Source organism: Staphylococcus equorum, from assembly GCF_001747895.1.
Classification (GTDB): Bacteria; Bacillota; Bacilli; order Staphylococcales; family Staphylococcaceae; genus Staphylococcus; species Staphylococcus equorum_A.
The window spans coordinates 1-16,332 of sequence record NZ_LNNB01000002.1 but is presented as its reverse complement, the minus strand read 5'-3'; the positions used below and the strand labels follow the sequence as shown (position 1 = coordinate 16,332).

General features: G+C 30.3%; 10 protein-coding genes and 1 pseudogene. 3 read left to right on the top strand and 8 right to left on the bottom strand.

Annotation, left to right across the window (positions count from 1 at the left end; translation table 11 throughout):
* Positions 1-15 precede the first annotated feature (15 nt).
* From AST02_RS00060 to AST02_RS00035, 6 genes are all read right to left on the bottom strand, one after another.
* The gene (locus tag AST02_RS00060) at positions 16-969 is read right to left on the bottom strand and encodes a metal ABC transporter substrate-binding protein (protein WP_069814752.1); all 954 of its coding nucleotides are present in this window, start codon (positions 967-969) and stop codon (positions 16-18) included.
* Between the two features lie 18 nt (positions 970-987).
* Positions 988-1,827 carry a metal ABC transporter permease gene (locus AST02_RS00055; protein ID WP_069814750.1) on the bottom strand — a complete coding sequence of 280 codons (840 nt, stop codon included), beginning with the start codon at positions 1,825-1,827 and terminating at the stop codon, positions 988-990.
* On the bottom strand, positions 1,820-2,557 hold the full coding sequence (locus AST02_RS00050; protein ID WP_069814748.1) for a metal ABC transporter ATP-binding protein: 738 nt from the start codon (positions 2,555-2,557) through the stop codon (positions 1,820-1,822). Before AST02_RS00050 ends, AST02_RS00055 begins: the two co-directional genes overlap by 8 nt.
* A gap of 687 nt (positions 2,558-3,244) precedes the next feature.
* Positions 3,245-4,732, bottom strand: a complete 1,488-nt coding sequence (locus AST02_RS00045) for an aldehyde dehydrogenase family protein (RefSeq protein WP_069814746.1) — start codon at positions 4,730-4,732, stop codon at positions 3,245-3,247.
* A 374-nt stretch (positions 4,733-5,106) separates the two neighbouring features.
* Positions 5,107-5,562, bottom strand: coding sequence for a MarR family winged helix-turn-helix transcriptional regulator (locus AST02_RS00040; RefSeq protein ID WP_069814744.1), 456 nt, complete (start codon positions 5,560-5,562; stop codon positions 5,107-5,109).
* A gap of 85 nt (positions 5,563-5,647) precedes the next feature.
* The gene (locus tag AST02_RS00035; protein WP_069814741.1) at positions 5,648-8,497 is read right to left on the bottom strand and encodes a YhgE/Pip domain-containing protein; all 2,850 of its coding nucleotides are present in this window, start codon (positions 8,495-8,497) and stop codon (positions 5,648-5,650) included.
* A gap of 218 nt (positions 8,498-8,715) precedes the next feature.
* Between AST02_RS00035 and AST02_RS00030 the strand changes: the two genes are divergently transcribed.
* Positions 8,716-10,845 carry an amidase domain-containing protein gene (locus tag AST02_RS00030; RefSeq protein WP_069814739.1) on the top strand — a complete coding sequence of 710 codons (2,130 nt, stop codon included), beginning with the start codon at positions 8,716-8,718 and terminating at the stop codon, positions 10,843-10,845.
* A 164-nt stretch (positions 10,846-11,009) separates the two neighbouring features.
* On the opposite strand, the gene AST02_RS00025 is transcribed toward AST02_RS00030, so the two are convergent.
* Together AST02_RS00025 and AST02_RS00020 are read right to left on the bottom strand one after the other, a co-directional pair.
* Positions 11,010-13,004: a hypothetical protein gene (locus tag AST02_RS00025; RefSeq protein WP_069814738.1), complete on the bottom strand. Its 1,995-nt coding sequence runs from the start codon at positions 13,002-13,004 to the stop codon at positions 11,010-11,012.
* Between the two features lie 250 nt (positions 13,005-13,254).
* Positions 13,255-14,025 carry a DUF536 domain-containing protein gene (locus AST02_RS00020; RefSeq protein ID WP_069814736.1) on the bottom strand — a complete coding sequence of 257 codons (771 nt, stop codon included), beginning with the start codon at positions 14,023-14,025 and terminating at the stop codon, positions 13,255-13,257.
* 445 nt (positions 14,026-14,470) lie between these two features.
* Here AST02_RS00020 and AST02_RS00015 point away from each other — a divergent pair, with 445 nt between their 5' ends.
* Entirely contained in the window at positions 14,471-15,409 is a 939-nt protein-coding gene (locus tag AST02_RS00015) for a replication initiator protein A (RefSeq protein WP_069814734.1), read from the top strand.
* A 16-nt stretch (positions 15,410-15,425) separates the two neighbouring features.
* Positions 15,426-15,737 (top strand): annotated as a pseudogene (locus AST02_RS13985) (protein rep); the annotation flags it as partial.
* Between the last annotated feature and the right edge of the window lie 595 nt (positions 15,738-16,332).

Genomic DNA, 16,332 nt, shown 5'->3' with positions numbered 1-16,332 from the left:
TGCTTTTTAAAATTTTTATTTTTCTAAACCATTGGTTAAAACATCTAAATTATATTCTAGATATTTTAGATAAGTATCAGCTCCCCCCCTTTTTTTACTAATTTCATCTGAGTAAATTGGTTTTTTATAAATAGAAACTCCACTTTCTTTAGATACAGTTTCCATTGGACGCTTATCTACGTTGGATTCAACAAACAAGCTAGCTGGTTTATTTTTATCAATAAATTTTACTAAACTTTTAATTTGTTCAGGAGAACCATTCTCATCTGTGTCTATTGCCCATATATAACCTTCTTTTAAATCATAACTATCAGCTAAATATTGGAAAGCTTGTTCACTAGCTACGAAAACACGATCTTCCTTAGGTATATCACCTAGTTGTTTTTTATAATCATCTTCAATGTTATGTAAATTCTTTAAATATTCTTTTTCATTTTCTTTGTAATAGTCTTTATTTTTTGGATTTCTTTCAGATAAAGATTCAGTAATATTTTTGACCATTTGTTCCCCTACATTTGGATCAATAAATGCATGTGGGTTAATTTCTTTATTACCATCTTCGTCTTTAATATATTTAGGTTTAATGCCGTCAGAAGTTTTTATTGCATTTTTTCTGGGAAAATCTGAAGCGTCTAGTGCTTTAAATAGCCACCCTTGACTACCGCCTTCTAAATTGAGTCCATTATAAAAAACTAAGTCTGCACTAGAGATGTGCTTAACATCATCTGGTTTAGGATCATAATCGTGAGGATCAGTGCCCGTTGGCACTAAATTTTCAACTTCTACATGTTCTCCTCCAATTTCTTTAACTATATCTTCAATCATAGAAAAACTTGTAACAACTTTAATTTTGTCTTTATCTACTGATTCTAGATTTTTGTCAGAGTCATCGCCCTTATCTCCGTTACTACAAGCTGCTAATAAAATTGAAAGTGTGATGGTAAATAAAAAGAGTATCGCTTTTTTCATTATAAAAATCCTCCTAAATTAATGTTTAATGGCTCTCCACAATACCCCAGTTCTAGGCGCTAAAAAGAATGTAATAGCAAATATTGCCGTAATAACTAATACAATCACAACACCTGAAGGTAAATTAAAAGTGAAGCTAAAGAATAATCCAATAATAGATGAAATAGCTCCTATAAACGCTGATACAAGAATCATAGTCGATAATCTTTTCGTGAGTAAATAGGCTGTTGAAGCTGGCGTAATAAGTAAAGAAACAACTAATATGACACCTACGGTTTGTAATGAAGCAACAGTTACTAATGTTAATAAAACCATAATCGTATAGTGTATAAATTTTGTTGGTAAACCTGATGCTGCAGCCATTGTTGGATCAAATGTAGATAATAAAAACTCTTTATAGAAAACAATAACAATAATCAAGACAATGGCAGCAACTATAAATGTTAATGTTCGATCTTGTTCTTTAACTGTTAATACGTTACCAAATAAAATTTCCGTTAAATCTATGGAAGATTGAGCTTTAGTAACCAGTAAAACGCCTAAAGCTAGAAATGCAGAAAACACAATACCTATCGCTGAATCACTTTTTATTTTACTATTTTGATTGACAAAACCTATACTTAAAGCAGCCATAATACCAAATAATACCGCCCCATAAAAAAAGTTAATTCCCATCATATAAGAAATAGCTACTCCAGGTAAAACTGCGTGTGAAATAGCATCTCCCATGAGAGCTAAGCTTCTTAATACTATGAAACAACCAATAACTCCGCAGATAATTCCGATTACAACTGAAGTAACAAGCGCTCTTTGAAGAAAATTAAATTGAAATAATTCATTTATAAATTGACTAATCATTTTTATCCCTGCTTTCTGAAGGAATAAAAATATCTGTACCAAAAGCTTTTTTTAAATTTTCTGCTGTAAATACATTTTCAATGGATCCAAATTCAATTAAATGTTTGTTTATAAGAATAATACTATTGAAGTATTTACTTATTTTAGACAAGTCATGATGAACAATTAAGATTGTTTTTCCAGATTGAGCTAATTCTTTTAATAAATCAATAATGATATTTTCACTTGTAATATCAACACCAACAAAAGGCTCATCGAGTAATATTAAGTCAGTTTCTTGTACTAAAGTTCTAGCAATTAGAACACGTTGGAATTGCCCCCCAGATAGCTCCCCTATTTGTCGATTTTCATATCCCAACATATCAACTTTGTTAAGTGCTTTCACTGCCATTTCTTTTTCTTTTTTTCCAGGTAACTGCCATGGTTTTAATTTAGGATAAATACCTAAAATGACACAATCTAAAACTTTGATAGGAAAAGTTGTATCTATATTACTCTTTTGTTCGACATATGAAATATTTTTAAGTTGTTTATGTATTGGTTGATCATTTAAAAATGCTTGTCCTTTATGCGATATTAAGTTAATCATCGCCTTAATCAAAGTTGACTTACCAGCTCCGTTTGGTCCAATAATTCCAACAATTTGCCCCTCTATAATTTGTAAAGAAACATCTTTTAAAGCTTGTGTTTGATTATCATATATTACTGACAAATTTTTCACTTCTAACAATATATTCCCTTCTTCCTTCAACTTCTCCAGTGATATATTTAGGTTACCCTAAAAATAAAGTTTAGTCAAATGAACATTTGGTGGTTTATCTAGCTATTTCTACTTTTAAGAATCACTACTATAGGTAGAATTATGATTACTAATGTGCAAAGGAATTATTTAATAGTTGTATTCGAATTAGGGAGAGAAATTGAGTTAGTGTCTAATAAGATGTTGTTTGAAATTAGGTACATCTGAAGTAAACAAATAAGTGGAATTGATAGAAAATAATGTTTTCGACAATTTATTCAGCGTTTGTCTAAACATTTAAAAACAAGTTTAAAAGGATGATTAACTATGAAATATTTTAATTAAAATATTGTAAACAACAACGATTATTTTCTCGTATTTCAACAAAAGAAATTCTAATAATAAAAAGCACTGATTTAATTAGAGATTAAATCAGTGCTTTTTTATTACAATCTTTAAATTCTTTCAAAAACACATAAAAGAATGTTTGATATAGCTTTCCTGCAAAACGTTATTAATTAGGAGAAAAGTATTAAAGTAACTCATCCAAAGTTCTTTAATACAATAAATATTAAATATGTTTTGATTACCATATCCTAAATATAATGTTAGGCTCACCTAAAGTCAAATTAAAAGAATCCCTCTGGTTATTTGATTGAAGCGTTAAAATCAAATTTATTAATACAATCCTTTTAGTTCATTACTTGTATCAATAAATATATTTTTAACTTGTTGATAATTACTTAAGGCTTCTTTATATGTTTCTCGGCCAATACCTGATTTTTTATAACCACCAAACGGCGCGCCTTCTGGTACTTGGTTATATGTGTTAATCCAAATGCGACCTGTTTTTACAGCTTTCGCAATATTCAACGCACGTGTAATATCTTGAGAGAATACGCCTCCTGCTAAACCATACTCAGAATCATTAGCAATTTTAATTGCTTCTTCGTCATCTTTTACTTTTATAATTGTTAAAACAGGACCAAAAATTTCTTCTTGAGCTAATTTATCAGCGTTATCTTTAACAGCGATTAATGTTGGTTCTAGGAAGTAACCACTATCTAAACCATCGTTAGTAATACGTTTACCCCCTGTAAGAATTTCAGCATTAGATTGTTCTGCATAAGTGATATAAGATTGGATTTTTTCCATCTGTTCTTGGCTTGTTTGACTACCCATTTGTGTGTTTTCATCCAATGGATCGCCTACTTTAATATTTGAAAAGGCTTCTTTTAGACGTGAAATTAATTTATCATATATACCTTCCTGAACGAGCAGACGAGATCCAGCACTACAAACTTCACCTTGGTTAAATAAAATCCCAAGTTGTATACCTTCGACAGCTAAATCTAAGTTAGCATCATCTAAGATAATATTGGCACTTTTACCGCCAAGTTCTAAAGTAGCTGGTACAATACGTTTTGCTCCGGCTTCAGCAACTTGATAGCCCACATTTGTTGAACCTGTAAACGAAAGTTTGTTAACACCTTCATTATTAAAAATAGCATTGCCTGATTCTGAACCTTTACCTGTTACTACATTGACTACACCTTTAGGTAAAATTTCTTGGAAAATTTTAGCAACTTCCAATAAACTTAAGGGTGTTGAGGAAGAAGGTTGAATAACAATTGTATTACCTGCTGCAATTGCTGGTGCTATCTTCCAAGATGCTAATAACATCGGGAAGTTCCAAGCTACAACTGCTCCTACGACGCCAATTGGTTCATGGCGAACGATGCTCATTGTATCTTTATCTATATCATTGACTGAACCTTCATGTGTTTCGATAACGCTTGCAAAATAATTAAAATGTCTTGCAGCATATGGTATATCAATGCCTGAGGTTTCACGAATAGGTTTACCATTATTTAATGTTTCGATTGTTGCAATTTTCTCTTTGTTTTCCATCATTTTATTACTAATTTGTCTTAATAAATTAGCACGTTCTGTTTTAGATGTTAAACTCCATGACTCAAATGCCTCTTGAGCTGCTGATACAGCTGTATCTACATCTTTTTCATTGGCTTTGGTAATATGTGATAATGTTTCTCCTGTCGCCGGATTTTTAACTTCTAGCGTTTCATTACTATGCCCTTTCACAAATTCTCCGTTTATAAACAAACCATAATTCTCATCCAAATAATTTTTAATATCTACTGTCATTTGAATCTCTCCTTTGTTTTAAAACTTCTTGTGGCTTACTTATCCTATTGTTACTTTAGTATAACTTATATGGTAATACTTATTAAATTTTTCAACTGTTAGCTATTTTGATTTGAAAAAGCTTGAGCAAATTTATTTATTCCATGCATCTGTTTATCGATTTATGAAACGGTCTTTCGAGTAATAAATAGTCGGTTTCAATATAAAACTAACTAAACAAATTTTATAATTTATATATTATGTTAGAAAATAAAATTATATTTTTACAATATGAAAAGTAATTTTAATATGATTACTATTAATAAACGATGAATTTTTATTTTTCAAACATCTAAGTTAAAGTGGATACTTTAATTTAGTGGAATTAATTTACTCTAGTAGTACTTTTTTAAAAATGTCTTTTCAAAATTCATGAGCTGATACATAAATTTTTCAAAATCTTCTCTAACAAAACAACTTAACAAAAGTAATTTTATTTCTTTTGTTAAGTTGTTTTTTATTTTTTTTAATAAGCATTCTCCATTATGCGTCAAACTCACTAATTTAGTACGTTTATCATTCGAATAAACTCGTTGCACATAACCTTTGCATTCTAGCTTCTTAACACGTTTTGATGCAGCTGTCTTATAAATACGTTGCTTATTTGCTAAGTCGTTAATCGATACTTTTTCATTATGCTGAATAAAATACATTGTTTCTATTTGTTCATAAGATAAGTAACGACCTGGTTCCAATTCTTTAACCATGTTAGTAATTGCTTTATTAATATTCGCTGTAGCATCATAGAATTGGTTAATTATTATTTCTAAGTTCCCCTCTTTATGATCCATATTAACCTTCCTTACTAAACTATCGTTTTTCAACCATCATTGATTTTTTAAAAATTAAATATTACTTATTATAAGCATAATAACTTTATTCCATTACATCACTTTCTTCAGCTTTTTCAGTTGCTTTTCTCATCAATGGATCAGTAATTGGTTTAAAGATAACACCAATTAATAAAAATCCTATACCAAATAATGAAAGTATCACTAATTTTTTAGTTAAAATTTCAGGTACAGGTCCTCCAACTGCTTCTCTTAAAGCATCTATTGAATAAGAGAAAGGTAAATAAGGGTGAATGACTTGGAAGAACTCTGGTGTAACTTGGATAGGGAAGGTTCCTCCACCACCTGCTATTTGTAGTACAAGGAAGATGATTGCAATTGCTTTCCCTGGATTTCCTAACAATGACACTAAAGTATATACAATTGAAATAAATACAAGTGATGAGAATACTGATATAGCAATAAACCATACAACAGATTCAACTTGCGCTTTCAGTATCACTATATCTCCAATTGATACGACGAGTGCTTGGATAATACCCAACGTGTAGAACAACCCACTCTTTCCTAGATAAATTTCTCTTGTCGTTAGATGTGGCTCTAATGATTTATGTTTATTATCTGTCGTTAATAAACTTACCAGTAATAAAGCTCCTACCCATATTGCTAATGCTGTGTAAAATGGTGTGCTTGCTGAACCGTAGTCTTTCACAGGAAATATGTCTTTTTGATCTATATTAATTGGATTTGCGATTACATTAGCTTGTTTTTTCAAATCATTTTTCAATAGGTCTACCATTTTATCCACTGCATCGTCGTCTTCAATCTCATCAAATAGTTTGTTCGCTTTAGCCAGATCTTTTTCAACATCTGGTAATTGATTACGTGCAAAATCTGCCAAATTGTGTAAGCTTTCTTTTGCACGTGGTTGATTTGTATCTAAAATATCTACCAAATTATCATAGCGATTAAACAGTGTAGGTATTGTATTGTTCACAGTTGCTGTTGTATCAGATAACTGTTGTTCTAAACCTGGCAAGTCATTTTCAATAAATGATGCTGCGTTAGAAACACTTTGTTTAAATTGTGGATAATAATTTTGAGCAATAGACATTGCATCCATATATCTTTGCTCAATGACTGGTAGTGCACTTTGAATCGTCTCAATTCTATCCTTACCAGTAGTTAAAATACTTTCTCCTGAATTTATAACTTGATCAATTGTGTTTAATTTCGATTGAACAGTTGATAGTTTTATATCGCCGTCATCTAATAATGACATCACATCATTAGATACATCTAATAATTTTTGGTTTAGTTCTGACTTAATATAGTTTCTTAAATCATCTAAGCTACTATTCACGCCTGGAATTTCTTTAAGTAATTCTACTGCTTCTTCTTTACCAGAACTTCCATTCGAAAGTGCTTCACTAAGTTGATTTTGTGTCTTAATTAAATTATTAATTCTATTATTTGCTGATTCTAACTCCTTAATCTCATCAGAAAGATCTACCTTTTCTCTATCTTCAAGCTCTGATAATATATCTATAAATTTTTGATTGGACTTACTTGTTACTTCAAGTCTAGATTTAATATTATCTAAAGTTTCTTTGAAATCTTTTGGCTTATCTGTAGATATAATACCGTAAGTGACATTTTTTAGCGCATTAATATCTTCTTGACTACTTTCCGCTTGTTTGTCGGTATAATTGGATAAAGATAATAATGATTTTGATAGTGAAGATTCCATTGCGCTTACATCTTCACTACTTATTGCTGTTCCATTTTGATTATTCCCAGCATTGTCGCTATTACCATTACTTATTTGCGAAGTTTTAATATTTGAATAACTATCTGACCCTTTAGAGCTTTGCTGCTCAGTTTCAACATTTTCTTGTAATCGATTATTAGCATTTTTATTTGCTTCTTGTGCATTATCAACGACTTCTTGATAGCCTTCGACACGCTGTTGCACTGCAGGTAAATATCCTTGCGCTTCATTCAGGTCTTGTAACCCTGCGTCAACCCCTGCGCTTGCAAGGTCGACACCACGATTAATTTTTGGAAAAGCTTCTGGTACATCATTAGATGCAACATTCAAGGCATTTTCAATATTTGGCATGTAGTCATTTAATGCCAATATCAATTTAGCTCGCTCATTTAATGTCGGAATGGCCGCATTAACTTGGTTTAATTTATCTGCAGCATCTATAACCTCATCTTTATGATTTCCTAACGCTCTAAATTCATCAGCATAATTGTCAATTTCATCCTGATTTTCATCTAAATATATTATTTTATCAGCGAAATCATTAATTTTGGGTATAGAATCATTAGCTTTAGATACTGCATCTTCAATTTTATTTATGGTTGGAATTTCTTCCTCAAGTTTCACGCCAAGTCGATTTGCTTCATCTAATAATGCTTTTGTTACTGTCTCATTAAATTGTTCATTTGCTTTTTGAACAATGGCACTCGTCCCTGCATTTGTCATTTTAGGCGCAATCGCATTAAGTTTTTGATTCACTTTGTATTCTACGTCTGCTTGCTGTGGGTTTTTTCGAAGTGTGCCGGTAATTTGGTGTGTAAACTTCTCTGGTATGTAAATGGCCGCGTAATAATCGCCCATCTTCAAATCATGATCGGCTTTTTTTCGACTTACAAATTGCCAATCAAAGTTATCATCTTTCTTTAGTTTATTGGTAATTTTATTGCCCACGTTCACATTTTTATCTTTAACTGTATCTCCCTTATCCTCATTTACAACAGCCACTTTAATATTTTTAGTATTACCGTATGGATCCCATGTCGCTTCTAAGTTAAACCAAGCATAAAAAGAAGGAAGAAGTGCTAAACCTCCTAAAATCACTAAAACAGCAGGCGTCTTAGCAATCTTTTTCAAATCCATTATAAATAATTTTATTGCATTCTTCATTCATACACCTCTAAAACTATATCTATTGATTTTTCTTACATAAATTTAAAATTACTATTTGTTAATTTCATATAAGTTGATATACTGAATACATTAATGAGATCTATCTATTTTATGGTTGATAGGTATCAACTAAATATAAGTCTGTTTACAGTGTACCAAGACAAACCATAGTTTGTACATAGCAAAGTAATATATTTTAGAAAAGAGGTATTTTCATGAAGCAACAAAAATTATTAGTCTGTTTGCTTTCAACTTCTTTACTTATTCCATCATTTTCTATCAACGATGTTAGTGCCGAATCTTTAGAAAAAAGTGCCACAACTTCTGAATCAAATGACGTGTATAAGGAAGAAGATGAGGAGCAAGCTAAGCAATCACATTCATCAAAAAATGGAAATGATGAAAAGAATAAGTCTAGTGATGAAAAGGAAAATAGTGAACGCAAGAGTAAGTTAAATAGTACAAAAGATGAAAGGACTACAGAAGATATTAATAATAAAAGACATAAAACTTCTGATAATGAATCATTCAACGAAAAAATACCGAGTTCATTTGAAAATTCATTTAATGATTCATCGTCTTATGATAGTTTGAATGTTTTCAAGCCAGAACCTTTTAAGAGTGACAATGATGGGCTATCTGAATTATTAAATCAACTGTTCTCTAACAATAAAATAAAACAAACTTCTACTATAGAGAATAACGATGTACAAAACGAGGAGAATGACAGTCAAAATGATGATACATCTATAGATCAAATAAATCCAAATACGACATATTCGGATGATAGTGACGAATCAAATACTAACAATTTAGAAAAAAATAGTGATAAGGGTTCAGATAAGGGTTCACTACAAGATGACATTGATGATGTACAGTCATCTGAGAAGTCAGAGAACGATGATATAGATAATAAGACTGAATCAAACAAACTTCCAGTTGATAAAAATCAAAAAAAAGATGATGGTGAGTCAAAACAATCCTCCCAACAAGATCGATCTTATGAAGAAGCAAATAATGATGCTGATGATCTAGACAACAAAGATAATGACACACCTGCTACTGAAAACGATAATGCCAATAGGGATAACGAAAATGCTGATAAATCAGATACAAAATCTGACGATAAAGTATTAGATGCAATTTTAGACGAGTATAGTGAAGATGCTAAAAATAATAAAAAACAATATGATGCTAAAAAAGATGATTTATCAAATGGAAATAGTAAAAGTAAGGAAAATAATTCTGAGAAACAGGCATCGAATACAAATGCTAACCCTCAATTACCTTCTGAATCACAATTAGCTAAAAAAGAAAAGCCAGCTCAATCATTTGAAAACGACATAAACCAATCAAACATCAGATCTACTGCAACTTTCCAACAATTGCCAAATTTAGCGGATGATAATAACAATTCTAACGATATAACAATTACTGAAAGTAAAAATACACGAGATTTTATTAAAACAGTTGCACAAGACGCTCACGACATAGGTCAAGATGAAGATATTTATGCATCTGTTATGATTGCCCAAGCCATATTAGAATCTGACTCAGGCACTAGCGATCTTGCTAGTTCACCCCATTTCAATTTATTTGGAATAAAAGGAGCTTATGAAGGTCAGTCGGCTACATTTAATACACTCGAAGATAATGGCAACCATACGTTCCAAATTTCAGCAAACTTCCGCAGCTATCCAAGCAAAAAAGAATCATTGGAAGATTATGCCAATTTAATCAAACACGGCATCGATGGTAATCAGGACATTTATAAACCAACATGGAAAAGTGAAGCTTATAGTTACCGTTCAGCAACAATGCATTTGGCTACTACATACGCGACTGATTCACAATACGCGGACAAATTAAATAGTATTATCAACCACTATGACTTAACACAGTTTGATAATAAAAAAATGCCTGATTTAGATAACTACAAAGCGAACAACGATGATTATGATTCAGCTTTCAAACCATTTTCAGAAACAACAAATGACTCTCCTTATCCTCATGGGCAATGTACATGGTATGTTTATAATCGCATGGCACAGTTCGACAAATATGTGAGTGGTGATTTAGGCGACGCACGAAACTGGAATAATCGAGCAGAAAGAAAAGATTATGCTGTTTCTTCAACACCAAAATCTCACACTGCCGTTGTATTTGAGGCAGGTCAACAAGGAGCAGACCAGATCTACGGTCATGTAGCTTTTGTAGAAAAAGTTAACGATGATGGTTCTATCGTTATATCAGAATCAAACATTAAAGGACTTGGTATCGTTTCTTATAGAACAATTGATGCAGATGCTGCAACTGAATTGAGTTACATTACAGGTAATAACTAGTAAATTTAAATATTCCCTTTATTTTATTTATTAAAGTGTTTAATTTAACTTTTAATCATTCAAAATACAAATGCTCCATTCAAAGTTCCACTTACTAGTGTTCACTTTGAATGGAGCATTTTAAATATACTATATGAATTAACTCGTACTAAATACGTTATAATTTAATATTTACAATTTTTCGATTTATTTCGTTTGGTGAACCATATTAATCCACCACCTATAATGAAAAGTAGAATCCCTAATGGAATCGTTGATTTTTTTACTACTGTTCCTGTATCAGGTAAAGAAAAATCACCATTATTGTCAAATAAACCACTTAAAAAGCTACCCGAGGAATCACCTAGAGATAAAGCACGACCAGGCGAAGGATTAGATATATCCTTAATTCCATCTAATATACTATTTCTATTGAATAAATCGTCAAATAGACTTGGTGTACCAAGTAATTTTGAATTTCCACTTAATTTTCGCATCTGTTCATCTCTGTCTAACAAACTCCCATCAAATTTATTTGATAAACTTGGCGTATATTTTAATGGTTCAAACAAACCATGCATATCATCTTTAAATTTACTTATATCTTTATCAGCCTTTAATAAATCATTCAACTCATTATTAATTCCCGATTTCATTAGATTTAATAAGTTATGCTTAGAATCTTCTTTTTTGGCAATAACGTCAGCAAGCGCTTTAGCTTTAGCATCATTTAATTTCGTAGCTAGCATTGTTTCTAAAGCTTTACGTTTATCATGAGATTGGTCCAATATATTTTCTAAAATATCATCGCTTGTAACATTGTCCCCAAAATGATGTTTGATTAAAGCTACAATTTGTTCGTTACTCGGATTTTTACGCATTATTTCACCAACGATTTTTGATGTATCTATATGATCAAATTTAGTTAATAGTATCGTTTTAATAAGTTCTTGCTTATCAGATGTTTTATCAAACATAGATTTTAAAATATCATCACTCGTAGTAGTAGATAAGTTATCTAACTCACTAACAACTTGACTCGCGATTTGTTGATCTGTTTTACCTTTTGTATCTATACGTTCTAAAATAGATTGTGCACTCTTTTCATCAAAAGTACCACTAACAATATCTTTTACAGCTTGTTCTTTATTATTTACAGATTGTAAATGATTTAATACAACGTCATTTTGTTTCTTTAGACTTTGTTGCGTTTTTTCTATTTCTTTTTTCAATTTTTCTTTGTTTTTAGCAGATATTGAGTCTCGTTCAGAAAGCTTTGAATCCAATATCTTTAAATTATTTTCTTTATTTTCGACATAATAATCTAAATTATCTTTTATTTTTGAATGGTTTGTCGTAACTTTATCGATGTCTTTTTTAATTTCGTCTGATTGTTGCATTTGATTACTCTCAGTATTAGATGTATCTTTAAATGCTAAACCGTCTTGGTTGTTTTCTTTAACAGCGCTTTTGTCATTTTCTGAAGTCGTATTTTTATTTTCTTCACTATCATTCATATCTGCTATATCTTTACTTTCTTCATTTAGTTTACCCCTATCAACTAAATTGGAAAAATTAACACTATCATCAAACAAATGAGCTGTATCTTGCTTTGTATCTCTTTGATTTAAATTAGCATCAAACGTATTATCTTGCAGACCTTCTTGATCGAACAATTCATTACTATCTTGTTCTTCAATATGGTTAGACTTTTCTTTAACAGAAGAAGCTATATTTTTTTGACCATCTAACTCACTTTTTACACTTTCCTTATCTTCAGATACTTCCTTTTTGTCATTTTCAATTAAATGACTCTGCACTTTATTCTGTTCAATGATTTTATTATCAACCTTTTTTGCTTTCTTCAATATTGCTTCAACTTCTTCTGTACTTTTAGCTTTTATAATTTCTTTAATAGAAGCATCTTTATGACTATCTTTAATGTTTTTTAGTTTATCAATTTTCTCTTTACCTTCTTGAATGCGTTTTTCTAGCGTATTTTCACTATTCGAATGTGTCTCAATATTTAAATCAGCCTTATCTTTTGCTTCTACTGATGGCGTTGAAGTCACACTATATCCCATTAAAGAAGTGCTAATAATAAGGGCCACACTAGAAAATTTAAATTGATGATTTAATCTGGTTTTGTTATTTAAATTATTATACCTTACCTTTTTCATTAAATTCACCTTTCTTCTAATTATTCTTCCTCATTATATAGGTTATATAACTTTATTCAAATAGCAATATTGAAATACTATCTCATTTAAAAAAATAAATATTATGTCCAAATTTATTGATAAATTAACTTAAATTTAAAATGAAAATGATTTTCACTATTGATTTATTAACATAACCGATGATTATCAGAAGTTGTCACTATATAAAAAAGGCACTAAAAGGTTATAACCTTTTAGTGCCTTTTTTATATTAGCTACCAAATAAACGACTCCAAAACCCCTTTTTAGGTACTTCCTCTTCCCTATCACCAGGCTCACTCTTGATTTCTTCAGATGATTTATCATTTTTTGGTAATTCATCTTCTTTTATACTTTCAACCTTTTTATCTTCAGGTATATCTGTATGTTCCACTTCTGTTTCTGATGGCTGATTTTCTTTTTGTTGTTGGTTGATATTTGGAGATTCTTCAGTAAAAGTTGCTTCTTGCGCATTAACGTTTTGTCTATCATTAGTCGTTGTATCAAAAGAATAATTAAGCTGTCGTTCTTCTTCTAATTGATGTTCTAGCTTTTGAATTTTTTTATTACTTTCCAAAGCTAAAATTTGTTGATTCTCCAACAGTTTATTTAATGTATTAACATTGCTATTTTGTTGGTCTAGTTGTTTAGTTAGATTCTCAATATATTTTTCATCATTTTTAGCTCTAGTTTCAAAGATTTCTATTTGCTTTTCTAATTCATTTGCTTTTGTTTTTAATGTCTCAGAACTATTTGAATTATTATATATATGCTTTTCAACTTCTGCAGTATTTTCATCAAACATTTCTTTTTTTACGGATTCTTTATTTTGCGTTGTACTTTCTTTCTTAGTAATTTTTTCTATAATTTTCAAACAATCATTATCATTAATATAATTAATTCCATTTTCTTTTTCAAAAGATATATTTAAGCTTTTAGCATTATTAACAATAGTTTGTTTAGTTACATCCAATTCATCAGCAACCATTTTAATAGTTTTCATAACATCCACCTTTAGGTGCCTAATTTAGTACCTAAATTTTACCACCTAACAAATATTTTTTCATCTTTTACCACCTAAATTTACCACCTATTTTAGTACCTAAATGCCTAATTAGCCACCTATTGGGTATTTTTAGTGCCTAATTAGGCACTAAATTAATAAATTCTATTATTTTGAGGTTATAAAGCGCTTCTGACTATACTTAAAACGCTTTATATACAACCTTAAAAGTGTTAATATTACTTTATGAATATTAAAAGAGTCGATGCTATTGGCGTAGCATCGACTCTCGGTAATAAAACGATTCGCATTCGTTTGTTTATATATTTTTTTGATACTTGTATTATATATATCTAATCATCTAAGTGCAAGCACAAAACATATAGCTTACGTAAAAATTGTTTTATTACCTCAATCCAAAAAAAGTGGAAATGAGGTTTTTATTATGCCCAATTTTGAGAAATACAATTTATCACAAGTAAAAACTGAAAGGTTTTATCAACTCCCTAAATATTTATTTGAAGATACATATTTTAAGAAAATGTCAGCAGAAGCCAAAATTATGTATGCATTATTAAAAGATCGTTTTGAATTATCCATCCAAAATGAATGGGTAGATAAAAATAATAACATTTACTTTATTTTCAGTAATAAACATTTGTGCGAATACTTAGGTTATGCAGAACAAAAAATCATAAAATTGAAAAAAGAGTTAGTAAATTTTAATTTACTAACTCAAGAACGTGTTGGCCTTAATAAACCCAATAGATTGTATCTATTAAAACCCAATTATGATATTGAAGGCAGTCGTACCAAGGAACTTCCAAATTCACAGTTCCAGAACAATGAATTTGGAAGTTCTAGAACTATGAATTTAAGTGGTCAAGAACTTCCAAATTCACAGTCTAATGATACTGACTTAAGTAATACTGATTATATAGAGACTGAGAATAATGATACGTATGATGTGAATGATACATACAACAATCCAATAAACAATAATCATTCGGATCATACAAATCATCAACAAACCGAATTTAATAATGATGCGCTTAAGTTCCAAGTACTCGAAGAATTGCCACAACAACTTCAAGACTATTTAAGTAAATTTGAAATTAGAGAAATTCGGATTATTAAAAGTGTATTACTCAAAGGTAAGAAATCATTTAATAATGCACATGATACCTATTACCGTTTAGAAGATGTTGAGTTTGAAATTGTCAGTGTGTTGAAACGTTTTAAAGCGATGCTGCTACAAAAGAATGAAACCGTTGAAGCTATGCAAGGTTATTTAATGCAATCCATTAAAGCTGAATTCGAAGAAACACATGCACTTTATATGCGACGTCAAAACATGACACAACATAATATCTTTAATCAATAGTTCAAATGGTTTTATAGCAATCAAGGAGACCTCGAAATATTCGGTTAAGTCATCAGATTATTTAACTGGAGATAGCGAAAAAGATTCAGAGATTGTTAATGATTTAGAAAAAGGATTATATCGAAAACGTATGTTGAGTTATGGTGGATTGCTTAAACAAAAACATAAAATTTTAAATTTAGACGATGCCGAAGATGGCAATTTGATTAATACAAGTGATGAAGATAAAACAACAGACGAAGAAGAAAAAGCACATTCAATTACTGCAATTTGGAATTTTGAAAAACAAAATTATTACTTAAAAAATCAGGAGTTTTTAATATGTTGAGTCCATTTATCATTGGATTTATACCAATATTAGTTTTAGTAGCTATTGCAAAGATTGGTCAAATTATAAAACAAAAACAAAAACGTTAGCCTTTAAGCTAGCGTTTTTTTATGCTTTTTTGCCCCTGCGGGAACTATAGCGTTCAACCGGCATGGTTGCCCAGTTTTTACCGCAAAAAATAATTTTGTGCGTAACTGGGCAGTGTTTATTTTTTTCTTGCCCATTTTGCTAACTTTTAAGTTTGCATATAGATGGGCAGTGTCTAAAAAAATTAGTCACTGGTTTTGCTCAAATTTTAGTTGGTGTAATTAAAATATATTTATTTGGCTCACATTTGCGTTTTAAGAGCTTATATACGTTTTTAGGTATAAAACTATATGATTTACCCCTAAATCTTTAAAATACCCCCTTAAAATTCAAAATAAAGGCATTTAAAATTTAAATAGTTCTTGTGATAAAGTTTGCTAAAAAGGAGTGGTTTTATGACTGTTATGTGGTTATCGATTATAGGTATGTGGTTTTGTATTGGAATGGCATTTTTTACTATCAAGGTTATTAAAAATAAAAAGTAGAGCACGCATTTATGCCGAGAAAA